This is a genomic window from Achromobacter deleyi, from assembly GCF_016127315.1.
Taxonomy (GTDB): Bacteria; Pseudomonadota; Gammaproteobacteria; order Burkholderiales; family Burkholderiaceae_B; genus Achromobacter; species Achromobacter insuavis_A.
On record NZ_CP065997.1, the window covers coordinates 6,762,797 to 6,785,377 of the forward strand.

At 66.9% G+C, this 22,581-nt stretch carries 19 protein-coding genes; 1 reads left to right on the top strand and 18 read right to left on the bottom strand.

Annotation, left to right across the window (positions count from 1 at the left end):
* The 17 genes from I6I07_RS30620 to I6I07_RS30700 form a co-directional block, all read right to left on the bottom strand.
* Positions 1–462: a hypothetical protein gene (locus I6I07_RS30620; RefSeq protein WP_198484896.1), complete on the bottom strand. Its 462-nt coding sequence runs from the start codon at positions 460–462 to the stop codon at positions 1–3.
* Between the two features lie 72 nt (positions 463–534).
* The gene (locus I6I07_RS30625; protein WP_198484898.1) at positions 535–1,875 is read right to left on the bottom strand and encodes a PA0069 family radical SAM protein; all 1,341 of its coding nucleotides are present in this window, start codon (positions 1,873–1,875) and stop codon (positions 535–537) included.
* Positions 1,876–2,087: 212 nt separating this feature from the next.
* Entirely contained in the window at positions 2,088–3,386 is a 1,299-nt protein-coding gene (locus I6I07_RS30630) for a sulfate adenylyltransferase subunit 1 (RefSeq protein WP_198484900.1), read from the bottom strand.
* 43 nt (positions 3,387–3,429) lie between these two features.
* On the bottom strand, positions 3,430–4,338 hold the full coding sequence (gene cysD, locus I6I07_RS30635) for a sulfate adenylyltransferase subunit CysD (RefSeq protein ID WP_006393643.1): 909 nt from the start codon (positions 4,336–4,338) through the stop codon (positions 3,430–3,432).
* 40 nt (positions 4,339–4,378) lie between these two features.
* The gene (locus I6I07_RS30640) at positions 4,379–5,128 is read right to left on the bottom strand and encodes a phosphoadenylyl-sulfate reductase (RefSeq protein ID WP_198484902.1); all 750 of its coding nucleotides are present in this window, start codon (positions 5,126–5,128) and stop codon (positions 4,379–4,381) included.
* Entirely contained in the window at positions 5,125–6,189 is a 1,065-nt protein-coding gene (locus tag I6I07_RS30645; RefSeq protein WP_198484904.1) for a sulfate/molybdate ABC transporter ATP-binding protein, read from the bottom strand. The genes I6I07_RS30640 and I6I07_RS30645 overlap by 4 nt, the downstream gene beginning before the upstream one ends.
* Positions 6,190–6,214: 25 nt before the next feature.
* Positions 6,215–7,114 (bottom strand): sulfate ABC transporter permease subunit CysW, encoded by a 900-nt coding sequence (gene cysW / locus I6I07_RS30650; protein ID WP_198484906.1) that lies wholly within the window; start codon positions 7,112–7,114, stop codon positions 6,215–6,217.
* On the bottom strand, positions 7,111–8,001 hold the full coding sequence (gene cysT, locus I6I07_RS30655; RefSeq protein WP_198484907.1) for a sulfate ABC transporter permease subunit CysT: 891 nt from the start codon (positions 7,999–8,001) through the stop codon (positions 7,111–7,113). The genes cysW and cysT overlap by 4 nt, the downstream gene beginning before the upstream one ends.
* Before the next feature lie 24 nt (positions 8,002–8,025).
* The gene (locus I6I07_RS30660) at positions 8,026–9,054 is read right to left on the bottom strand and encodes a sulfate ABC transporter substrate-binding protein (RefSeq protein WP_035360099.1); all 1,029 of its coding nucleotides are present in this window, start codon (positions 9,052–9,054) and stop codon (positions 8,026–8,028) included.
* Positions 9,055–9,279: 225 nt separating this feature from the next.
* Positions 9,280–9,921, bottom strand: coding sequence for a peroxiredoxin (locus I6I07_RS30665; RefSeq protein ID WP_054423700.1), 642 nt, complete (start codon positions 9,919–9,921; stop codon positions 9,280–9,282).
* 153 nt (positions 9,922–10,074) lie between these two features.
* Complete coding sequence (locus tag I6I07_RS30670; protein WP_198484909.1) at positions 10,075–11,901, bottom strand: acyl-CoA dehydrogenase; 1,827 nt, start codon at positions 11,899–11,901, stop codon at positions 10,075–10,077.
* 161 nt (positions 11,902–12,062) lie between these two features.
* Complete coding sequence (aspT, locus tag I6I07_RS30675; protein WP_198484911.1) at positions 12,063–13,766, bottom strand: aspartate-alanine antiporter; 1,704 nt, start codon at positions 13,764–13,766, stop codon at positions 12,063–12,065.
* 34 nt (positions 13,767–13,800) lie between these two features.
* The gene (locus tag I6I07_RS30680) at positions 13,801–15,618 is read right to left on the bottom strand and encodes a bifunctional aspartate transaminase/aspartate 4-decarboxylase (RefSeq protein WP_198484912.1); all 1,818 of its coding nucleotides are present in this window, start codon (positions 15,616–15,618) and stop codon (positions 13,801–13,803) included.
* A 48-nt stretch (positions 15,619–15,666) separates the two neighbouring features.
* A complete protein-coding gene (aspT, locus tag I6I07_RS30685) occupies positions 15,667–17,358 on the bottom strand; it encodes an aspartate-alanine antiporter (RefSeq protein WP_198484914.1) in 1,692 nt (563 codons plus the stop codon).
* 222 nt (positions 17,359–17,580) lie between these two features.
* Complete coding sequence (locus tag I6I07_RS30690) at positions 17,581–18,510, bottom strand: electron transfer flavoprotein subunit alpha/FixB family protein (RefSeq protein ID WP_006393633.1); 930 nt, start codon at positions 18,508–18,510, stop codon at positions 17,581–17,583.
* A 1-nt stretch (position 18,511) separates the two neighbouring features.
* Positions 18,512–19,261, bottom strand: coding sequence for an electron transfer flavoprotein subunit beta/FixA family protein (locus I6I07_RS30695; protein ID WP_006393632.1), 750 nt, complete (start codon positions 19,259–19,261; stop codon positions 18,512–18,514).
* Positions 19,262–19,331: 70 nt separating this feature from the next.
* Positions 19,332–20,255 (bottom strand): histone deacetylase family protein, encoded by a 924-nt coding sequence (locus I6I07_RS30700; RefSeq protein WP_198484915.1) that lies wholly within the window; start codon positions 20,253–20,255, stop codon positions 19,332–19,334.
* Between the two features lie 10 nt (positions 20,256–20,265).
* On the opposite strand from I6I07_RS30700, the gene mltB reads away from it, so the two are divergent.
* Positions 20,266–21,426 carry a lytic murein transglycosylase B gene (mltB, locus tag I6I07_RS30705; protein ID WP_198484916.1) on the top strand — a complete coding sequence of 387 codons (1,161 nt, stop codon included), beginning with the start codon at positions 20,266–20,268 and terminating at the stop codon, positions 21,424–21,426.
* A gap of 40 nt (positions 21,427–21,466) precedes the next feature.
* Here mltB and I6I07_RS30710 read toward each other — a convergent pair whose 3' ends face one another.
* Entirely contained in the window at positions 21,467–22,516 is a 1,050-nt protein-coding gene (locus tag I6I07_RS30710; protein WP_035361307.1) for a cyclase family protein, read from the bottom strand.
* Between the last annotated feature and the right edge of the window lie 65 nt (positions 22,517–22,581).

Genomic DNA, 22,581 nt, shown 5'->3' on the forward strand with positions numbered 1-22,581 from the left:
TCAAAAGCCGCCGGCCACGCCCAGCCACATCAGAGCGGGAATCATCGCGCCCCACGCCAGCACCAGCACCACGTCCAGCACCATGCTTTTCACGCTGACCTGATCCGACACGGGTTCGACCGTGGCATTGCCCAGGCTGCGCTCGCGCGGCGCCTGGACGGCATTGCCAACCGGCACGGCGTCGGCCGCGGCCGGCGGAAACGGCCACCGGCCCGGCAGCGTCCCCGACCGCTTGCGCGGCTCGACTTGCGCGGACGTCGCCACGCCGCCGGCGGCGGGAACCGAAAGATCGATGGACGCGGCGCCATTCGCATGGCCGACCGCCGGCGCGGCCGACCAGGGCATGGCCAGCCCCGTGAAACGGGCATAGACGGCACGGGCGCGCTGCGCCGCGCGGCGCAGCGGGGTCAGGGAAACGGCGGCGAGATCATCCGGCAGGACGGAGAGTTGAGCGGTGTTCATGAGGAACTCCTAGTAACGCGGTCAAGAACCGCGGCAACGCGCCGCGGCGGCAACCCACGGCCGGGCCGTGGGTCAATCGAACAACGACAATTGCCCGGCGACCATGGCGCGCAATTGGCGCGCGCCGCGCCCGTAGGCGCCGGCAACCGGCAAGGCACTGGCAAAAGGGACCCCTGAAGACGCTTTCGCGCCAGCCGGGGATGGGAAAACGGGGGCACCGGCGGCGGCCGGCGAGAACAAGGCGGCGGAACCACCGGCGGGCGCCGGCGGCTGGAAACGGTCGCAGTCGAGCGCCAGCCGATGGCGGTTCAGGCCGAGCTTGCGGGTGGCCACGGCGAAGCGCTGGCGCAGCAGGTCGGCCCAGATGCCGGTGCCGCGCATGCGCGAACCGAAGTTGGGGTCATTGCGGCGGCCGTTGCGCAGGTCTTCGATGCGATGGAGCACGCGCTGGGCGCGATCCGGGTAGTGGGCGTTGAGCCAGTCCTCGAACAGGGTTTTGACTTCCCACGGCAGGCGGATGACGGTGTAACTGGCGTAGTGCGCGCCCGCCGCCTTGGATTCCTGCAGGATGTGTTCCATGGCGTCATCGTTGATGAACGGGATCACGGGCGCCACCAGCACCCCGACCGGCACCCCGGCGGCGGTCAGGTTGCGCACGGCTTCCAGGCGGCGCCAGGGGGCGGCCGCGCGCGGTTCGAGCGTGCGGGCCATATCGGCGTCCAGCGTGGTGATGCTCATGTAGACCACCACCAGCTTGTGCTCGGCCAGCGCGGCCAGCAGGTCGAGGTCGCGGGCGACCAGGGCGTTCTTGGTGACGATGGTGACCGGATGGCGGGTTTCGAGCATCAGCTCAAGCATGCCGCGCGTCAGGCGCCAGTCGCGCTCGATGGGCTGGTAGGCATCCGTGGCCGAGCCGATGTTGATGGGCGACGGCTTGTAGCCGGGGCGGCTGATTTCCGCCCGCAGTGCCTCGACCGCGTTGGCCTTGGCCACCAGCCGGGTCTCGAAATCGAGGCCGGGGGAATAGCCCAGGTAGGAGTGGGTCGGGCGGGCGTAGCAATAGACGCAGCCGTGCTCGCAACCGCGGTAGGGATTGACGGCCACGTCGAAGGGGATGTCGGGCGAGTCATTGCGCGACAGGATCTTGCGGGCCTCTTCGGCCGTGACGGTGGTCTTGGGGGCGGCAGGCGCCCGGCGGACGTCGGGCAGGATGGGAATGACGGAAGTATTGGGGACAGCGTCAACGAAATCAGCCGGGAGTCCCGAAGTGGACCAGCCATCGTCGACCTGCACGCGGTCATCTTTCTGGAAGCGATGCCGAACATTAGTAACCGCACCCCGACCGCGCAAGGCGGCGGGGGCGGCAGCCGGGGACCCAGAACCGGCGGGAAAAGAATGATCGGTGCGTGCCATGAAACTACTGTACAAAAACCCAGTGGTTTTGACAAGCACCAAAAGCCTTTTCGTAAGACAGCCCCACTTTACCGCAAGACGAAGACGGCGTCCGGACAATTCGATTTCATGTTGCGATATCGCCCGAAAACCCGCGCCACCATTGGGTTTGGAATAAAAACAACACCCCCGGGACCGGTGCAGGGCGGGCCTTTTCCACCCCGACTGGCGGTTTACCGAAGCATGCCCGCCGCCGCGGTCTGATGGGTGGCTTCGTCGATCAGGATGAAGGCGCCGGTGGCGGGCACATCCGCGTATCGATCGACCGCCAACGACTCGCGCGTCGTGAACGCGACGCGACCTATGTCGTTCATGCGCAGCGTGCCTTCGGTGTTCTCCACTTCCTGCAGTTCGTGGATGTCGCGATGCGAGAGCACCGCGCGAATCTTCGCCGACGTCAGTCGCGTGCCATGCTTGAGCAGATACTTGCGCGCGGGGTTGAGCGCCTGCGCATCGAGCCAGCACAGCTCCGCCTCGAACTCGCGCGCGACCTGCGCCGGCGCCGCCGCGTGCACGATCACGTCGCCGCGCGACACGTCGACATCGCGGTCCAGCACCAGCGTGACCGAGTCGCCCGCCACCGCTTCATCGAGCGCGCGATCGAACAGCCGCACTTCCTGCACGCGCGCCGTCACGCCCGACGGCTGCACGGTGATCTCGTCGCCGGGACGCAGCACGCCGCTGGCGATGCGGCCGGCGTAACCGCGGAAGTCATCCTTGCGGCTGCCGTCGTGACGCGCCACCCACTGCACCGGAAAGCGCAGCGGACCCGCGCCGTTGTCGCCGCTCAGTTCCAGCGATTCCAGCAGCGTCAGCAATGGCTGGCCCGAATACCACGGCGTCTTGTCCGACCGCGTCACCACGTTGTCGCCGTTCAGCGCCGACAACGGCAGCGCGTCGAAGTGCGCAATGCCGAGCTTGCCCGCCAAATCGGCGTAGGCGTCGCGGATGCGCTCGAACACGGCCGGGTCCCAATCGACCAGGTCCATCTTGTTGACCGCCACCACGATGTGGCGGATGCCCAGCAGCCGCGCGATGGTGCTGTGGCGCTTGGTCTGCGGCAGCAGCTTGCCGTCGGCGGCGCGGGTGGCGTCGATCAGGATCACGGCCACGTCGGCGGTGGACGCGCCGGTGACCATGTTGCGGGTGTACTGCTCGTGGCCGGGCGCGTCGGCGATGATGAACTTGCGCGCCGGGGTCGAGAAATAGCGGTAGGCCACGTCGATGGTAATGCCCTGCTCGCGCTCGGCCTCCAGGCCGTCGGTCAGCAGCGAGAAGTCGATGCCGCCCTCGGCCACGCGCTTGTACTTGGCGCGCGAGATGGCGTCGAGCTGGTCGGCGAACACGCCCTTGCTGTCATACAGCAGGCGGCCGATCAGCGTCGATTTGCCGTCGTCGACCGAACCCGCGGTGATCAGGCGCAGCACGCCCGTGCCGGCGCCCGAAAGAAAAGAATCGTTTACTGCGTTCATATGCGTCCCCTGTCGGCCGGCCTGGCGCCGGCCACTCGTGCGATCAGAAATAGCCTTCCTTCTTGCGGCGCTCCATCGAGGCCTCGGAAGTCTGGTCGTCCATGCGCGTGGCGCCGCGCTCGGTGATGTCGGTCACCGCGGTCTCGGCGATGATGGCGGCCGTATCGGTGGCGTCGGAGGCCACCGGGCAGGTGCAGGAAATGTCACCCACGGTACGGAAGCGCACCGACAGGCGCTCGACCGTGTCGCCGTCCTGCGGCGGCGTCAGGCGCGTGACCGGCACCAGCAGGCCCTTGCGCCGCACCACCTCGCGCTCGTGGCTGAAGTAGATCGACGGCAGCGCCAGCTGCTCGCGCTGGATGTACTGCCAGACGTCCAGCTCGGTCCAGTTGGAGATCGGAAACACCCGCATGTTCTCGCCGCGGTGCACCTTGGTGTTGAACAGGTTCCACAGTTCGGGACGCTGGGCCTTGGGGTCCCACTGGCCGAACTCGTCGCGGAACGAGAAGATGCGCTCCTTGGCGCGCGCCTTTTCCTCGTCACGGCGGGCGCCGCCGATGCAGGCGTCGAAGCCGAATTCCTCGATCGCCTCCAGCAGCGTCACGGCCTGCGCCGCGTTGCGCGAGTCGGTCTCGCGCCGCAGCACCACGCTGCCGCGCTTGATCGAGTCTTCGACGCTGCGCACGATCAGCGTCTCGCCCAGCTCGGCCGCGCGGGCGTCGCGGAAGGCGATCACCTCGTCGAAGTTGTGGCCGGTGTCGATGTGCATCAGCGGGAACGGAAAGCGCCCCGGACGGAAGGCCTTTTCGGCCAGGCGCAGCAGCACCACCGAATCCTTGCCGCCCGAGAACAGCAGCACGGGCTTCTCGCTTTCGGCCGCCACCTCGCGCATGATGAAAATGGCTTCCGATTCCAGCCAGTCCAGGTGGCTGCGTTGGATCACTGCGGACATAGGTATTCCCCTAAAACGAATTCTTGAGACGTGACGGGAGTCAGGCGCGCGTGGTTTCCGCGACGATGCCGATGACCCGGTTGCCTGCATGCAGGCCGCATTCCTTGGAGTCCGACGACTCCCACCACCAGCGCCCGGCCCGCAGGTCTTCGCCCGGGCGGATGGCGCGGGTACAGGGCTCGCAGCCAATCGACGGATAGCCCTGGTCGTGCAGCGGGTTGTAGGGAATGCCGAGGGCGCGGATCACGCCCCAGACATCCGCCTCGCTCCACTCGGCCAGCGGGTTGAACTTGTACAGGCCGAAGGTCGGATCGTGCTCTTCCAGGTGCAGCTCGCCGCGCGTGGTCGATTGCGCCCGCCGCTGGCCGGTGATCCAGGCGCCGCGTCCGGCCAGCGCGCGCTTGAGCGGCTCGACCTTGCGGATCTGGCAACAGGCCTTGCGCAGCTCGACGCTTTCGTAGAAGGCATAGGCGCCGTGCTCGGCCACGTGGCGCTCGACCGCGCCGGCCTCGGGCCGGTACACGGTGACTGCGCGTCCGTAGCGCTCGCGCACCGCGTCCAGCACGCCCAGGGTTTCAGCGTGCAGCCGGCCGGTGTCGAGCGTGAAGACCTCCAGGTCCAGGCCGGTGCCGTAGATGGCATGCGTCAGCACCATGTCCTCGGCCGCCAGGGACGAGGCCAGCGCGGCGTCGGGATGGCGCTGGCGCGCGTCCGCCAGGCGCGCGACCAGTTCGTGCCAGCGCGCCGCGAGGACCGGCTCCAGGCCGGCGGCGAGATCGGCGGCCGTCATGCCTGCACCGCGAAGACACGCGCCCGGCGCGGGCGGGCCAGCAGGATGTCGCCATCGCGCAACGCCAGTTCGCGATACAGGTGCTCGGGCACCTCGGCTTCGATCACGGCGTCGGAATCCTCGCTGGCCAGTTCCAGGTACGCGCTGGGTCCGGCCAGATAGGCATGGGACAGGCGCACCGGGATGCCCGCGCCGCCCTCCCGATAGCGCTCGATGTCGAATTCGTGCGGCCGCACATAGGCGGTGGCGCGCTGCGACTCGGCCTGCGCCAGCTCGGGTGCAGGCAACGACAGGCCCGCCCCTTCCCAGACGCCGCGGGTGGCCACGCCTTGCAACTGGTTGACGTCGCCCAGGAAGCCATAGACGAACGGCGTGGCCGGCCCTTCCCAGACCTCGCGCGGGGTGCCGACCTGCTCGATCCTGCCGGCATTCATCAGCACCACGCGGTCGGCCACTTCCAGCGCCTCTTCCTGGTCGTGGGTGACGAACACGCTGGCCACGTTCAGCTCGTCATGCAGGCGGCGCAGCCAGCGCCGCAGTTCCTTGCGCACCTTGGCGTCGAGCGCGCCGAACGGCTCGTCCAGCAGCAGCACCCGCGGCTCCACCGCCAGCGCGCGCGCCAGGGCGATGCGCTGGCGCTGGCCGCCCGACAGCTGCGCCGGATAGCGATCCGCCAGCCAGTCCAGCTGCACCAGGTTCAGCAGGTCGTGCACCTTGCGCCGGATCAGGTCTTCGGACGGCCGCTGCGAGCGATGCTTGACGCGCAGCCCGAAGGCGACGTTCTCGAACACCGTCATGTGCTTGAACAGCGCGTAGTGCTGGAACACGAAACCGACCTGGCGCTGGCGCACGTCGACCGCGGTGGCGTCCTCGCCGGCGAACAGCACGCTGCCCGTATCGGCCGACTCCAGCCCCGCGATGATGCGCAGCAATGTGGTCTTGCCACAGCCCGAAGGCCCCAGCAGCGCCACCAGCTCGCCCGTCTCGATGTGCAGCGATACGTCGTTGAGCGCGCGGAACTGGCCGAAGCGCTTGGATAGATTGCGAACCTCGATACTCATGCTTGTCTCCGTCTGGCCGGCCGCGTCAGGCGACGGCCGGCTTGATGGCCACCGCGGGCCCGGGATACTCGACCGGCAATTCCGCCGCCTTCAGATAACGCGCGTTGCGCCACTCGACCACGTTCTTGGCCACCAGCGTCACCAACGCCAGCAGCGCCAGCAGCGAAGCCACCGCGAACGCCGCCGAATACTGGTATTCGTTGTAGAGAATCTCCACATGCAGGGTCATGGTGTTGGTCAGGCCGCGGATCTGGCCCGACACCACCGAGACCGCGCCGAACTCGCCCATGGCGCGCGCATTGCAGAGGATGGCGCCGTACAGCAGACCCCACTTGATGTTGGGCAGCGTCACGCGCCAGAAGATCTGCCAGCCGCTCGCGCCCAGCGTCAGCGCGGCCTGCTCTTCCTCGCTGCCCTGCGCCTGCATCAGGGGGATCAGCTCGCGCGCCACGAACGGAAAGGTCACGAACAGCGAGGCCAGGATGATGCCGGGCACGGCGTAGACGATCTTGAAGTCATGGTCCTGCAACCAGCCGCCGAACCAGCCCTGCGTGCCGAACAGCAGCACGAACACCAGGCCGGCCACCACCGGCGACACCGAGAACGGCAGGTCGATCAGCGTGATAAGGAACTGCTTGCCGCGGAACTGGAACTTGGTGATGGCCCAGGCCGCGGCCACGCCGAACACCAGGTTCACCGGCAGCGCGATCGCGGCCACCAGCAGCGTCAGGCGGATCGCGGCCAGCGCGTCGGGCTCGACGATCGCTTCCAGGTAGAGCGCCCAGCCCTTGCGGAAGGCCTCGTAGAACACGGCGGCCAGCGGCACCAGCAGGAACAGCGCCAGGAAGCCCAGCGCCAGGAACAACAGGATGCCGCGCACCCAGCGCGGCTCGGTCAGGTGGGCCGGACGGTCAGCAAAGCTCATGCCTGTCTCCCGAGGCCGCGACGGGCCTGCCAGCCCTGCAGCAGATTGATGATGAGGAGCAGCACGAACGACAGCACCAGCATCACGGTGGCGATGGCGGCGGCGCCGGCATAGTCGAACTGCTCCAGCTTGGCGATGATGAGCAGCGGCGTGATCTCGGACACCATCGGCATGTTGCCGGCGATGAACACCACCGAACCGTATTCACCCACGGCGCGGGCGAAGGCCAGCGCGAAGCCGGTCATCAGCGCCGGCAGGATGGTCGGCAGCAGCACGCGGCGGATGGTCTGCCAGCGGTCGGCGCCGAGACTGGCCGCGGCTTCCTCGATCTCGCGCTCGACGTCCTCCAGCACCGGCTGCACCGTGCGCACCACGAACGGCACGCCGATGAAGATCAGCGCGATCACGATGCCCAGCGGCGTGAACGCCACCTTCAGGCCGAACCAGTTGGCCAGCGGCGCGCCCAGCCAGCCCTTTTCCGCGTACAGCGCGGTCAGCGCGATGCCGGCCACGGCGGTGGGCAGCGCGAACGGCAGGTCCACCAGCGCGTCCAGGATTTTCTTGCCGGGAAAGCGGTAGCGCACCAGCACCCAGGCCACGATGGTGCCGAACACCAGGTTCACCAGCGCCGCCAGCAGCGAGGCGCCAAAGGTGAGTTGATACGACGCCAGCACCCGTGGCGCCGTCACCGCATCCCAGAAGCCCTGCCAGCCCAGCGACGCGCTCTTGATCGGCAGCGCCGCCAGGGGAATCAACACGAGCACGCTCAGGTACAGCACCGCGTAGCCCATGGAAATGCCGAAACCGGGCAGCACGCCCGGGCTGTTGCGCCGAACGGCAAAAGGCGCCTGCGCGCCCTTTGCCGTCGGAATCGAGGCTGAAGTCATGGCCGTCGTCCGCTGGTTGTCCGCTTACTTCTTCTGCGGCTGGTAGATCTGGTCGAAGGTGCCGCCGTCGCTGAAGTGGTCCTTCTGCGCCTTGCGCCAGCCGCCGAAGATCTTGTCGTCGATGGTCACGAGCTTGACCTTGGGGAATTTGCTTTCGTACTTGGCGGCCACTGTCTTGTCGATCGGCCGGTAGTAGTTCTTGGCGATGATTTCCTGGGCCGTCGGGGTGTAGAGGAATTCCAGGTAGGCCTGGGCCGCGGCGCGGGTGCCCTTCTTGTCGACGATCTTGTCGACGATGGCCACGGGCGGCTCGGCCAGGATCGACAGCGACGGCACCACGATGTCGAACTTGTCCGGACCCAGTTCCTCGAGCGCCAGGAAGGCTTCGTTTTCCCAGGCCAGCAGCACATCGCCCACGCCGCGCTCGACGAAGGTGGTGGTGGCGCCGCGGGCGCCGGTATCCAGCACCGGCACGTGCTTGAGCAGCTCGCCGACGTAGGCGCGCGCCTTGTCTTCGCTGCCGCCGTTCTTCTCCAGCGCATAGGCCCACGCCGCCAGGTAGTTCCAGCGCGCGCCGCCCGAGGTCTTCGGGTTGGGCGTGATCACCTGCACGCCATCCTTGACCAGGTCATCCCAGTCCTTGATGTGCTTGGGATTGCCCTTGCGCACCAGGAACACGATGGTCGAGGTGTAGGGCGAGCTGTTCTGCGGCAGACGCGCCTGCCAGTTCTCGGGCAAGAGGCCGCGGTCGGCGATGGCGTCGATGTCATAGGCCAGCGCCAGCGTCACCACGTCGGCTTCCAGGCCGTCGATGACCGAGCGCGCCTGGCGGCCGGAACCGCCGTGCGACTGGCGGATGGTGAGGTCCACCCCGGCCTTTTCCTTGTACTGCTTGATGAAGGCGTCATCGATGGCGCGGTACAGCTCGCGCGTCGGGTCGTAGGACACGTTCAACAGCGTCTGCTTCTGCTGCGCCTGCGCCGGCGCGATCGCGGCGAGAGACATCGTTACCGCGGCCAAGGCGGCCAACCATCCGGCTTTCCTGAAAGACATTCCTTGCTCCCTTCCCGTGTTTGGCAATGTGGAAGCAAGTGTGCCGGCGGCCTGTTCTGAACGGAACGAATCATTCTTTGATTGCTCATCGCTCCCAGGCATATAGCGCGGTGACCGCGCGATGTGAAAAAGCCGCGCATTCCCAGGGAATGCGCGGCTTTGCGGGCGGTTTCGCGGCACCATCCGGCAAGGCGGCGCGGGCCGCCTTGTGCACGGATTTCTTATTTACTTATTCGGCTGGGGCGTAATGCGCAGGTACGGGCGCACCGCCTTGTAACCCTTGGGGAACTTCTGCTTGATCACGGCTTCGTCCTGCAGCGACGGCACGATGATGACATCGTCGCCGTCTTCCCAGTTGACCGGCGTGGCCACGCTGTGGCTGTCGGTCAGCTGCAGCGAATCGATGACGCGCAGGATCTCGTTGAAGTTACGGCCGGTGCTGGCCGGATACGTGATGATCAGGCGCACCTTCTTGTTCGGGTCGATGATGAAGACCGAGCGCACCGTCAGCGTGGCGTTGGCGTTCGGATGGATCATGTCGTACAGCTCGGACACCTTGCGGTCCTTGTCGGCCAGGATCGGGAAGTTGACCTTGGTCGACTGGGTGTCGTTGATGTCCTCGATCCACTTGCTGTGCGAATCGGTGCCATCCACCGACAGCGCCAGCACCTTCACATTGCGCTTGGCGAACTCGTCGGCCAGCTTGGCGGTGTAGCCCAGCTCGGTGGTGCAGACAGGGGTGAAATCGGCAGGATGCGAGAACAGCACTCCCCAGCTATTGCCCAGATACTCGTGGAAACGAATCGGGCCGGCCGAGGATTCCTGTTCGAAATCGGGCGCGGTGTCGCCCAGGCGTAGATGACTCATGGTGTCTCCTGCTTGCGGATTCAGGTTACGGAATCGACCGGCCGCCACGTCCGGCGGCCGGCTGGAAAAACGTCTCGGTGGCGGCCTGTGCCGCCCCTCGAAACGATTCTTCCATCAAACCTGTTGCAGGGGAAATACGCAAGACATATAACCTTATGCAATATTCGCGGCGGCGCCGCAGGCGTCGGCCACCACCCCGGCGCGCACCGCCACCGACAGCGCCAGGGCGCGCGGCAGGATATGGGCGGCGTAGAACAATCCGGTCGCCAGCTTCTCGCGGTGGAACGGATCGGTCGACCCCGCGGCCAGTCGCCGGCGGCACACCAGCACCGCGCGCGCCATCTGCCAGCCGCCATGCACCACGCCGGCCAGCATCAGGTACGGCACGCTGCTGGAATAGACCGCGCGGATGTTCGCCGCCGATTGCTCCAGGATGAACTCCACCCCGGCCTCATAGGCCTGGATCGCGCTGTCGAGGTTGTCGCGCAGCAGGCGCAGGCCGTCGCGCTCGGACGCGGCGGCGCGCGAGGACTCGGCCTCGACTGCGCGCAGCGTCTCGCGCATGGCGGCGATGGCGGCGTAGGCGGTGGCGCCGGCGTCTCGCTGGGTCTTGCGGCTGACCAGGTCGTTGGCCTGGATCGCGGTGGTGCCCTCGTAGATCGGCAGGATGCGGGCGTCGCGGTAGTACTGCGCCGCCCCGGTTTCCTCGATGTAGCCCATGCCGCCGTGCACCTGCACGCCGAGCGAGGCCACTTCCACGGCGGATTCGGTCGAGAAGCCCTTCACGACCGGCACCATGTATTCATAGAAGGCGCGGTTGCGGGCGCGCTGTTCGGGGTCGGGATGATGCGTGCCCTTGTCGTGCGCGGCGGCCGTCACATAGGACACGGCGCGCGCGGCCTCGGTCAGCGCCTTCATGGTCAGCAGCATGCGCTGCACGTCCGGATGGCGTGCGATCGCGACCGCCGCGGCGGAACCTTCCACCGCCCGTCCCTGCACCCGTTCGCGCGCATACGCCAGCGCGTGCTGGTAGGCGCGCTCGGACACGCCGATGCCCTGCTGCCCGACCGAATAGCGGGCCGCGTTCATCATGATGAACATGTACTCCAGGCCGCGATTGAGCTCGCCGACCAGGTGGCCGACCGCGCCCTCGCCCGCCTCGCCCTTGCCCGAACCGTACAGCAGCACCGCGGTCGGGCTGCCATGGATGCCCAGCTTGTGTTCCAGCGAGGCGCACCAGACGTCGTTGCGCGGCCCCAGCGTGCCGTCGGCGCCGACCAGGAACTTGGGCACGATGAACAGCGAGATGCCCTTGACCCCGGGCGGCGCGTCCGGCGTGCGCGCCAGCACCAGGTGGATGATGTTCTCGGCCAGGTCGTGCTCGCCGTAGGTAATGAAGATCTTCTGGCCCGACAGGCGATAGCTGCCGTCTTCCTGGCGCACCGCGCGCGTGGCCACCTGCGCCAGGTCCGAGCCGGCCTGCGGCTCGGTCAGGTTCATCGTGCCGGTCCATTTGCCGCCGATGAGGTTGGGCACGAATTTCTTGCGCTGTTCCTCCGAACCCACCGTGAGGATGGCTTCGATCACGCCGTCGGTCAGCATCGGGCACAGCGAGAACGCCAGGCTGGCGGCCTGGATGTTCTCGCCGGGCGCGGCCGCCACCAACTTGGGCAGGCCCTGCCCGCCCCAGGCCTGCGGATGCTGCAAGCCCTGCCAGCCGCCGGCCGCGTAGTCCTTGAAGCCCTGCGCGTAACCCGGCGTGGCGGTCACCTGGCCATCGTTCCAGACCGGCGGCCGCGTATCGCCGGGCACGTTCAGCGGCGCGATCGCCTGCTCGACGAAACGGCCGTTTTCTTCCAGGATGGCGTCCACCAGATCGGGCGTCACCTCTTCGAAGCCGGGCAGTTTGAGCACGTCGTCCAGGCCGGCCAGTTCGTTCAGCGCGAAGCGGAAATCCTTCAGCGGGGTAAGGTAGGGCATCTTGTCTCCATGAGCCTGCTCCCGTGACGGCGGGGGCGGCGGGGTGCGATGGGATGCCGCCTTGGGCGACGCGCGTGGCGCGGTCGATGGCGGTCTCGGTAGTTTCCCTAGCCTATGTTAAACCCTGGCTCCACGTCATGGGGCGAAGCACCCTGCCGGCGTCATCCGCCCAGGTGATGGGCCAGCGACACGATGATCGGCCCCAGCACCGGCAACAGGACGTTGGCGATGGCGTAGGTCACCGTGTAGCCCAGCAGTGGCACGGCGCTGCCGCTGGCGCCCAGGATGGCGCTGATGGCCGGCGTGCTGACGTGCTGGCCGGCGATGGCGCCCACCAGCAGCGGCCCTTCGATCTTGAGCAGCTTGTGGCCGACCCACAGCGACAGGCAGGCCGGTCCCAGCGACACCAGCAGCCCGATCAGCGGCAGCACGGCGCCATGCTCGCGGATCAGCGACACCGCCTCCGGCCCGGCCGACAGGCCGACGCAGGCGACGAACACCGCCAGCCCCAGATCCTTGAGCAGCTGCACCGCATTGGCCGGCATATGGCCCAGCGATGGCCGCTTGGCGTTGACCCAGCCGCACACCAGCCCGCTGACCAGCGCGCCGCCGCCGCTGCCGAGCGACACCGGAATGCCCCAGAGACGCGCGCTCAGCGCGCCGATCAGCAGGCCGACCAGGATGCCGAACGCCAGGAACACCAGGTCGGTGACGCCACTGCGCCGCAACTCGTTGCCCAGCGCCGCGCCCGCCTCCGACAGCTCGGGCTCGGCCCCCACCAGGGTCACCAGGTCGCCGTACTGCACCACCGTGGCCGGCGTGACCGGCAGCATGTGGCCGGAACGCTGGATCGATTGCAGGAACACGCCACGCGCGCGCTGGGCGCCGGGTCGCTTGGCCAGCTCGCCCACGGTATGGCCGTTGACCGCCTTCTTGCTGACGATGACCGACAGCTCGACCAGTTGCAGGTCGTCGGCGTGCGCCTCGGGCAGCTGGATCTCCGGCCCGATCACCGAGCCGGCCCGCAGCGCGAAGCGGCGCAGGCCCAGCACCACCACCACGTCGCCGGTGGCCAGCACGTCGTCGGGCGTCGGCTCGACCGCCTCGCCATTGCGCAGGATGCGGCTGATCGCGGTGCGGCCGCCCAGTTCCGCCTCGACCGCCGCCACCGTCTTGCCAGCGGCATCCTTGACCACGTGCGAGCGGCCCACCAGCCGCGGCAGGGTCGGCATGTTGATGTCGTCGGCTTCGCCCGAGGTCGCGCCGAGTTTTTCCTCCAGCGCCTTGGAGGCCTCGCGCAGGTTGATGCGCAGTAGCGCCGGCGCCACCTGGCTGGTGAAGAACACGATGCTGATCAGCCCCACCAGGTAGGTCAGCGTATAGGCCGTGGCGATATTGGCCTCCATCCGCTGCACGTCGGCATCGGCCAGGCCCAGGTGCTTGAGCGCCTCGGCGGCGGTGCCCACCACCGCGGACTCGGTCGCCGCACCCGCCGCCAGCCCGGCCGCGGTGCCCGCGTCCAGGCCGAACAGCGGCACGGCCGCCAGCACCACGGTCAGCACCAGCACCGCCTCGATCAGCGGCAGCAGGATGTAGCGCAGGCTGGACCGGTTCAGGTTGGCGAAGAACTGCGGCCCACCCGAATAGCCCATGGCGAAGATGAACAGGGCGAACGCGACCTCCTTCAGGTCGCCGCGCATCTGGCAACCCGTCTGGCCGATCAGCAGGGCGACGATGAGCGTGCCGCACACGCCCCCCAGCTGGATCGGCCCGACCTTGAGCTTGCCGATCAGGTATCCCAACCCCACCGTCAGGAACAGCACCGCGATGGGAACGTTATTGAAAAACCCGATGGAGCACGTCATGAGGTCATGTCACCCTGGATGTGGTGGCGGCAGGCTACGACTTGATCCCTTTCTTGGCGGAACGCTCGGCCTTGGCGGCCTGTTTGACGGCCTGTTTCACCGCCTTCTTGGCCGCCTGCTTGCCTCCCGCCTTGCGCTTGGCGGCCGCGGCCTTGACCTTCTGGCCCTTGCCCGCGGTGGGGCCCGAACGCACCAGCTGGCCGGCCTTCCAGGCTTCGACGTATTCGGTGGCGGCGTCGACCATGTGCTTGCCGATCTTGGAATAGTCGCCGTCATCCAGGTTGGCCAGCGAAATGCGGATCGACCACGGCGGGCCGCCGAAGCCGCCGCCGTCCATCAGCACCACGCCTGACTTCTCGGCCAGGCGGAACAGGAAGTCGACCGGCTCGTAGTTCGACGTCATGTACTTGCAGAAGGCGTCGCCGTAGGTGTTCCTGGCCCACACCATGAAGTCCAGTTCGACGTAGTACCAGCCGCGCATCGGGTCTTCCGGCGGCAGCGGCGCCCCCAGCCCGCGCCACAGCGCGTCGCGCCGGGCGCGCACGATCTGCATGGTCAGGTGCTTGTAGGCGTCCTTCAGGTCCAGCAGGTGCGACAGCGCGAAGAAGCCCATCTGCACCTGCTGCGGCAGCGACAGGCCGGCCGTGTGGTTCAGCGCCACGTTGCGGCTGTCGGCCACCAGCCGGTCGATGAACTTGAGCTTCTCCGGCTCCATGGTCATGGCGCCGTAGCGCTTGTTCAGGCGGTTCTTCCACGACGCCGGCAGCTCGGCGATGCGGCGGTCCATGGTGTTCTTCTCGTGGGTCGCGATCACGCCCAGGCGCCAGCCGGTGCAACCGAAGTTCTTCGAGAACGAATACACGCAGATGGTGTTGTGCGGCACCTCGGCCATCAGCGAACGGAAGTTGGGCACGAAGGTGCCGTACACATCGTCCGTCACCAGCACCAGGTCCGGATTCTTGCGGATCAGGCCCACGATCTGCTTCATCTCGACCGGGCTGAACGCGACCGACGGCGGATTGCTGGGATTGACCGTCACCGCCAGCTTGATCTTCGGGTTCTCGAGCTTGGCGATCTCCGAGGCCGGATAGTGCCAGTCATGGGTGCCGTCGGCGCGCACGCTGCTGGCGTTGATGGCCACGATCTTGAACTGGAAGCGCTCCAGGTGCGCGATCTCGATGTAGGGCGTGAAGGTCGGCAGGAACAGCGCGATGGTGTCGCCCTGCTTGAGCAGGCCGTTCTGCATCAGCGAATCGAAGATGTAGCACATGGCCGCGGTGCCGCCCTCGACCGGGAACAGGTCGAACTTGCCCTTGGGCGGACGGCCGTCGCACATTTCCTTGATCAGGTAGTCGTGCACCACCTGCTCCAGGTGCACCAGCGCGCGCGGCGGCACCGGATAGTTGTCGCCGATGACGCTGTCGGTCAGCTCATGGATCCACTCGTCGGGCACGAAGTTCTTGATCTTCACGCCGTACTCCAGCACCCCCGCCAGGAAGTCCGCGCCCGCCGCCCCCTTGTTCTTGGACAGGAACTTGCGCAGGCGGTCGGCGCAGCCCTTCTTGGGCGGCATGCCCGCCAGGATCACGTCGTCGCGCACCCGGCGCGCTTCCTTCATGGCGAACTGGCCCAGCAGGAAAAAGGCGTCGCGCGGCTCGGTGGCGATCCAGTTGGGATTGCCGCGGCCGGCGTTCAACATGGTCAAGACGGCGGTCTGCTGGCTGTCCTTGGCCAGCGTGATCAGGTAGTCCTTCAGTTCGAAGGGCGACAGTTGCTCCAGGTCGCGCTGGCGCGAACGGGTGGTTTTCAGGGCCGAGGCCAGGCTGACGGTGAGAGGCGCGGTGGAAGCCATTGTTCAGTACTCCTGGTTTGCGATTGACAGGCGCGGCGGAAGATCCCGCTAGGTCATGAGCATGACGATGACAATGCCCCAGATGATGAGCAGGGTATTGCCGATGGCGTACGGCACCGTGTAGCCCAGAGCGGGCACCTGGCTCTTGGCGGTCTCGGTGATCTGGCCGATGGCGGCCGTGGTGGTGCGGGCCCCGGCGCAGACGCCCAGCACGATGGCCGGATGGAACTTGAACACGTAGCGGGCGATGTACACCCCCAGGATCATCGGGATGCTGGTGGCGATGATGCCGGCGATGAAGAGCTTGGCCCCCAGCTGCTGGAAGCCCTGCACGAAGCCCGGCCCGGAACTGATGCCAACCACCGCCACGAACGCGGTCAGGCCGACCGATGTCAGGAACCAGTGCACCGGTTCCGGCACGCGGCCGAAGGTCGGATGCACCGACCGCAGGTAGCCGAAGATCAGGCCGGCGATGAGCGAGCCGCCCGAGGTCGACAGCGTGATCGGGATGCCCCCTACGGTCAGCACCAGCGTGCCGAACAGGCCGCCCAGCAGGATGCCGAAGCCCACGAACACCATGTCGGTCTGCTCGGTGGCGCGGTCCACGTAGCCGACCTTGCCGACCACCCGTTCGACGTCGCGCTTGGCGCCCAGGATGAAGAGGCGGTCGCCGCGGTCGAGCTTCAGGCCCCAGTTGACCGGCATCTCGTGGCCGCCGCGCACCACTTTGCGCAGGAACACGCCGCGCCCCAACTGGCGCACCGACTCCATTTCGGAGATTTCCTTGACCGTCTTGCCGGCCAGGTTCTTGTTGGTCAGCACCACCTCGATGATCTCGGCCGGCAGGTTGAGCAGGTCGCGATCCTCGACCTCGACGCCGATGATGCCGGCCGCCTGCAGCACCAGCGCGTCATGCCGTCCGGTCACGCCCAGCACGTCGCCGGCCTGCAGCACCGTGGTGGAGTCGTTGTCGATGATCTGGTCGCCGCGGCGGATCCGCTCGACGAACACGCGTGCCTCGACGAACCGCGACTCCAGATCACCCACGGTCTTGCCGACGAATTCCGGGTGGTCGAGCTTGTAGGCGCGGGCCGTGAACTTGCGGTAACCCGACAGTTCCATCGAGTCGGCGCCGCCGGACATCTTGGCCTCGTACTCCTTGCACTCCTTGACGATGTCCACGCGCATCAGCTTCGGCCCCAGCGAGGCCAGCAGCCAGGCGCTGCCGACCGTGCCGAAGATGTAGCAGACCGCGTACGCCACCGGGATGCTGTCGATCCATTTCTTCTTGGTGGCCGCGTCGATGCCCAGGCCGTTGATGGTATCGGTCGCCACCCCCATCACCGCGGAAATGGTCTGCGCGCCGGACAGCAGGCCCGCGCCCGTGCCGGCATCGAAGCCGAAGCCGACGGCGGTGCCCCAGGTGACCAGCAGGCAGATGACGCAGATGACGACGGCGAAGATGACCTGCGGCAGGCCATCGCTTTTCATGCCGCGGAAGAATTGCGGCCCGACGCCATAGCCCAGGCCGAACAGGAACAACAGGAAGAAGACTTGCTTGACGATGGGCGCGATCGTGATGTCGAGCTGGCCGACCAGCACGCCGACCAGCAAGGTGCCGGTCACCGCCCCCAGGTTGAATCCGAATATCTTTTTGGCCCCGATCCAATATCCCAGACCCAGGGTCAGGAATATCGCCAGTTCCGGATATTTCCGCAGAGTGTCAAAGAACCATTCCATCCCGAATCTCCTTCGTTATGTACAGGCCAAGCACTTGCGCGAATCCTAGCTGCGCGCCGGCTACATTATCAGAATCTTTCCAAAGATCAAAAGATTCGCACCGTAAATATCAAATGGTTGCGATTGTCAGCCGGAAATGAAGATCGTCGACGATGAATGAAAAAAGCCCGCGGACAAAATAATGTCCGCGGGCTTTTGGGCGTGCGCCCGAAACGCGTTGGCTTACAGCGCGCTGGTCAGTTCGGGAACGACCTGGAACAGATCACCCACCAGGCCATAATCGGCCACGCCGAAAATCGGCGCTTCGGCATCCTTGTTGATGGCGACGATGACCTTGGAGTCCTTCATGCCGGCCAGATGCTGGATGGCGCCGGAAATACCGACGGCCACGTACAGCTGCGGCGCAACAATCTTGCCGGTCTGGCCGACCTGCCAATCGTTCGGCGCGTAGCCGGCGTCGACCGCGGCGCGCGAGGCGCCCAGGGCGGCGCCGAGCTTATCGGCCAGCGGATCCAGGATCTTGAAGTTCTCGGCGCTGCCCAGGCCACGGCCGCCGGAAACGACGACGCGGGCGCCGGCCAGTTCCGGACGGTCGCTCTTGGCGACTTCGCGGCCGACGAAGCTCGACAGGCCGGAATCGGCCACGGCGGCAACGTCTTCCACGGCGGCCGAGCCGCCCTGCGCGGCCACGGCGTCAAAGCCGGTGGTGCGCACGGTGATGACCTTGACCGGGTCGGCCGATTGCACGGTGGCGATGGCATTGCCGGCGTAGATCGGGCGCTGGAAGGTGTCGGCGGATTCGACACCGATGATGTCGGAGATCTGGGCCACGTCGAGCTTGGCGGCGACGCGCGGGGCGACGTTCTTGCCCGAGGCGGTGGCCGGGAACAGGATGTGGCTGTAGCCGGAGGCCACGGCCAGCACCTGGGCGGCGACGTTCTCGGCCAGGCCGTCGGCCAGTTGCGGCGCGTCGGCCAGCAGCACCTTGGACACGCCGGCCGCCTGCGCGGCCTGGTCGGCCACGGCGCGGGCATTGGCGCCGGCGACCAGCACATGGACGTCGCCTCCGATCTTGGCGGCGGCGGCGACGGCGTTCAGGGTTGCGCCCTTGAGCTGGGCGTTATCGTGTTCGGCAATAACCAGCGTCGTCATTTCAAACCACCTTCGCTTCGTTCTTGAGTTTGTCCACCAGGGCCGCGACATCGGCCACCTTGATGCCGGCCTTGCGGGCGGGCGGCTCGCTGACCTTGAGCGTCTTCAGGCGGGGCGCCGGATCCACGCCCAGGTCTTGCGGGCTGACGGTGTCCAGCTGCTTCTTCTTGGCCTTCATGATGTTGGGCAGCGTGACGTAGCGCGGCTCGTTCAGGCGCAGGTCGGTGGTGATGATGGCCGGCAGCTTGAGCGACAGCGTTTCCAGGCCGCCGTCCACTTCGCGCGTGACGGTGACCTTGCCATCGGCCAGCTCGACCTTGCTGGCGAACGTGGCTTGCGGCCAGTCCAGCAGCGCGGCCAGCATCTGGCCGGTCTGGTTGGCGTCGTCATCGATGGCCTGCTTGCCCAGGATCACCAGTTGCGGTTGTTCCTTGTCGACCAAAGCCTTGAGCAGCTTGGCCACGGCCAGCGGCTGCAGTTCGGCATCGGTCTGGACCAGCACGCCGCGGTCGGCGCCGATGGCCATGGCGGTGCGCAGCGTTTCCTGGCATTGCGCAACGCCGCAAGAAACCGCCACGACTTCGGCCACGGAGCCCTTTTCCTTCAGGCGGGTGGCTTCCTCGACGGCGATTTCGTCAAAGGGGTTCATGGACATCTTCACATTGGCGATATCCACGCCGGTCTGATCAGACTTGACGCGCACCTTGACGTTGTAGTCAACGACGCGCTTGACAGGTACCAACACCTTCATCCCGCTGCCTCCAAATGGAAATAATTACCCGGCATGCGCCGGGATCGCATTGCACAATTTTTTCCTGATTCTACAGCTTCGCCAGCGCCCGTATATGGGCCACGACGCTGCGTCCCAGGGCGGACAGGTTGTAACCGCCCTCGAGCGTGCTGACGATCCGGCCCTGGCAATGGCGTTCGGCCACGTCCACGAGCTGCTCGGTGATCCATGCATAGTCGGCCTCCACCAGCCCCATTTGACCCATGTCGTCCTCGCGATGGGCATCGAAGCCGGCTGAAATCAGAATGAGTTCCGGGCGGTGCGCCTCGAGCCGCGGCAGCCAGGTGTCGGTGACGATGGTGCGCACGGCGGCGCCCGCCGTATAGGCCGCCACCGGCACGTTGACCATGTTGGCCGCCGGGTGCTCGGTGCCGCTGTTGGGAAAGAACGGGTGCTGGAAAATGCTGCACATCAGCACCCGCTCGTCGCCGGCGAAGACGTCCTCGGTGCCATTGCCGTGGTGCACGTCGAAGTCGACGATGGCCACCCGCGACAGGCCGTGGAACTCCATGGCGTGGCGGGCCGCGATGGCCACGTTGTTCAGGAAGCAGAAGCCCATCGCCTGCGAGCGGCAGGCGTGGTGCCCGGGCGGACGCACCGCGCAAAATGCGGTGCGGGCCTCGCCGCCGATCACCGCGTCGACCGCCGCCACCCCCGCGCCGGCGGCGTACAGCGCGGCCTCGTAGGTGTGCGGATTCATGAGGGTGTCGGGATCTATCGGGTAATACCCTTGCTCGGGCGTATGTTCGCGCAAACTGTCCAGGTACTGGACAGTGTGCACCCGCAGCACGTCATGGCGGGACGCCTGGGGCGCCTGCCGGTCATCCAGATAGGGCATCAGGCCGCTGGCGAGCAATTGGTCGGAAATGGCGTCCAGCCTCTGCGGGCTTTCCGGATGCCAACTGCCCATTTCATGCAAGCGGCATGCCGGGTGGGTAAGATACATGGTCTCCATAAGGAAGATTATGTTCATCTGTCGGCGATTACTGCAACTCGGCACTTTGTCGGCCCTCCTGGCCGGCTGCTCCACCACCGCTCCCACCGCCTCGAATCCGTCCGCCGTCCAGCCCCCCGCGGTCACCGCCGGCAACCCTGCTTCCATCCGCATCGGGCCCGCGGCGCCGACCCCCGGTCCCGAATTGGCGGACGACGGCCCGGCCGCCCTCACCCCCAGCGGCGTCCTGCGCCCCGAGGTGCGCAGCTTCGTCGAAAGCCTGGCCGCCGAACGCAATCTGCCGCTCAAGCCGATGGTCTCCGCGCTCGAAAGCACGCGCTACAACGCCACGGTGGCGCGCCTGATCGCGCCGTCGCCGCCGGGCAAGAAGGTCTGGCGCAGCTGGCTGACCTACCGCTCGCGCTTCGTCGAGCCCAAGCGCATCGGCTGGGGCGTAGAGTTCTACAACGAGCATCGCGACCAGCTCAACCAGGCCGCGCAGCGCTTCGGCGTGCCGGCGCCGATCATCGCCTCGATCATCGGCGTTGAAACGCTGTATGGCCGCAACATGGGCAATTTCCGCGTGCTGGACGCGCTGACGACGCTGGCCTTCGATTATCCGGACCCGGCCAAGCCCGAGCGCGCCACCATGTTCCGCGGCCAGTTGGCCGACTTCCTGACGCTGGCCATGAGCGGCAAGCTGGACCTCGAAACCCGCGGCTCCTACGCCGGCGCCATCGGCATGCCGCAGTTCATGCCCACCAGCATCAAGCACTACGCGGTGGACGGCGACGGCAGCGGCCATATCGACCTGACCAACAACACCCGCGACGCCATCATGTCGGTCGGCAGCTTCCTGTCGCAGCACGGCTGGCAACGCGGCCTGCCGGTGTTCGCGCCGGTGGCGCTGCCGGCCGATCCCACGGCGCTGGTGGACGGCGGCCTGGAGCCCAAGCAGACCTGGGGCACGCTGACCGCCGCCGGCGCGCGGCTGCAGCCTGGCGCCTCGGCCAATGGCTGGGGCGCGCAGCCCATGGGCATCGTCGATCTGGTGGAAGAAGCCCGCGGCACCGCGCAATACCGCGTCGGCACGCCCAACTTCTTCGCGCTGACGAAGTACAACCGCAGCTATTTCTACGCCACCGCGGTGGCCGACCTGGCCAGCGAAATCGAGGCGCGCGTCGGCCGCTGAGGCGCCGGTGCCCGCTGCGCCCGCGCCGCGCCGTTACGCCTCAGACCGTGGCCACCGGCGTGGCGGGCGAGCCCACCGCGCCCGGCAGGTTCAGCGGCGGCGCGGTCAGGAGAAAGCGGCTGCGGCCGTTGGCGGTCAGCCAGCGGGCCAGCGCGCCCAGGTACCACATCTCGCCGATCGGCAGGCCGAGCTTGAAGATGCAATGGTGGTGCAGCGGCAGCGCCGCGCAGCAGGCGTTGGGCTTCTGCGTCGGGTAGATTTCCAGCGCATGGTTGTCCGACGCCATCGCCGCCACCTTGGAATCGGTGATCCACTGCAGCAGCTTCTCATCGCTGCCGTCCAGCCCGGCGCAGATCTCGTGCAGGGTGTGGTGATCCGGCTGACGCGCCTTTTCCAGCAACGCGTCGCCGAACTCGGTGTGGAACAGCACGATGTCGCCCTGCTCGATCTCGATGCGGTCGGCCTCGATGATGCGCATCAGGTCGTCATAGCCCACCGACTTCTGCTCGCGGCCGAAATGCCGGGCCAGATCGACCATCACGCCGCGGCTCTGCAGGCAGGATTCGGCCAGCTGGGTGATGTCCAGCTTCTTGGCATGGGAGGCGCCGCCCTGGCCCAGGTCGGTCTTGGCGAAGCCGTTGTCGACGTCGTAATCGACCGGGCCGACCACGTGTTCGTTGGGACGGTAGCCGTTGTAGTAGACGCGTTCGGGCAGGCCGTCGCCATTGGCGTCGAACAAGGCGCCCACGTGCGCCAGCGAGTCCCACTGGGTCGAGTACTGCAGGCTCATCTCGACGATGTCGTCGCTCAGCACGTCGACGCATCCCGGACGCAGGCGGCCCAGCGGGAAGTTCAGGTACTGGTCGCCGTCGCGCTCGGTCGGGCGCAGCTTGGGCGGATGGCGGCGCACGTTGACGCCATTACCACCCGGATAATCCAGCGGCAGCGACAGACAGAAGCTCAAGCCCTCGCGGACTTCCTGGATTCCCTTCATCACGTTTGCGGGAGTGATGTAATTCAGGCAACCCCGTTGGTCATCAGGGCCGAAGTCTCCCCAGTTGGATCCCTCGGGACGGTTCTTCCATCTCATGTGGCGCGGCTCCTTAGCCATGAATTAAGAATTTGACACAAATTTATCACATATAGGATAATAAC

Bases quoted from the DNA above. Each gene is read 5' to 3' on its own strand.
- I6I07_RS30620 (WP_198484896.1), bottom strand. From the start codon at position 462: ATGAACACCGCTCAACTCTCCGTCCTGCCGGATGATCTCGCCGCCGTT.
- I6I07_RS30625 (WP_198484898.1), bottom strand. From the start codon at position 1,875: ATGGCACGCACCGATCATTCTTTTCCCGCCGGTTCTGGGTCCCCGGCT.
- I6I07_RS30630 (WP_198484900.1), bottom strand. From the start codon at position 3,386: ATGAACGCAGTAAACGATTCTTTTCTTTCGGGCGCCGGCACGGGCGTG.
- cysD (WP_006393643.1), bottom strand. From the start codon at position 4,338: ATGTCCGCAGTGATCCAACGCAGCCACCTGGACTGGCTGGAATCGGAA.
- I6I07_RS30640 (WP_198484902.1), bottom strand. From the start codon at position 5,128: ATGACGGCCGCCGATCTCGCCGCCGGCCTGGAGCCGGTCCTCGCGGCG.
- I6I07_RS30645 (WP_198484904.1), bottom strand. From the start codon at position 6,189: ATGAGTATCGAGGTTCGCAATCTATCCAAGCGCTTCGGCCAGTTCCGC.
- cysW (WP_198484906.1), bottom strand. From the start codon at position 7,114: ATGAGCTTTGCTGACCGTCCGGCCCACCTGACCGAGCCGCGCTGGGTG.
- cysT (WP_198484907.1), bottom strand. From the start codon at position 8,001: ATGACTTCAGCCTCGATTCCGACGGCAAAGGGCGCGCAGGCGCCTTTT.
- I6I07_RS30660 (WP_035360099.1), bottom strand. From the start codon at position 9,054: ATGTCTTTCAGGAAAGCCGGATGGTTGGCCGCCTTGGCCGCGGTAACG.
- I6I07_RS30665 (WP_054423700.1), bottom strand. From the start codon at position 9,921: ATGAGTCATCTACGCCTGGGCGACACCGCGCCCGATTTCGAACAGGAA.
- I6I07_RS30670 (WP_198484909.1), bottom strand. From the start codon at position 11,901: ATGCCCTACCTTACCCCGCTGAAGGATTTCCGCTTCGCGCTGAACGAA.
- aspT (WP_198484911.1), bottom strand. From the start codon at position 13,766: ATGACGTGCTCCATCGGGTTTTTCAATAACGTTCCCATCGCGGTGCTG.
- I6I07_RS30680 (WP_198484912.1), bottom strand. From the start codon at position 15,618: ATGGCTTCCACCGCGCCTCTCACCGTCAGCCTGGCCTCGGCCCTGAAA.
- aspT (WP_198484914.1), bottom strand. From the start codon at position 17,358: ATGGAATGGTTCTTTGACACTCTGCGGAAATATCCGGAACTGGCGATA.
- I6I07_RS30690 (WP_006393633.1), bottom strand. From the start codon at position 18,510: ATGACGACGCTGGTTATTGCCGAACACGATAACGCCCAGCTCAAGGGC.
- I6I07_RS30695 (WP_006393632.1), bottom strand. From the start codon at position 19,261: ATGAAGGTGTTGGTACCTGTCAAGCGCGTCGTTGACTACAACGTCAAG.
- I6I07_RS30700 (WP_198484915.1), bottom strand. From the start codon at position 20,255: ATGGAGACCATGTATCTTACCCACCCGGCATGCCGCTTGCATGAAATG.
- mltB (WP_198484916.1), top strand. From the start codon at position 20,266: ATGTTCATCTGTCGGCGATTACTGCAACTCGGCACTTTGTCGGCCCTC.
- I6I07_RS30710 (WP_035361307.1), bottom strand. From the start codon at position 22,516: ATGAGATGGAAGAACCGTCCCGAGGGATCCAACTGGGGAGACTTCGGC.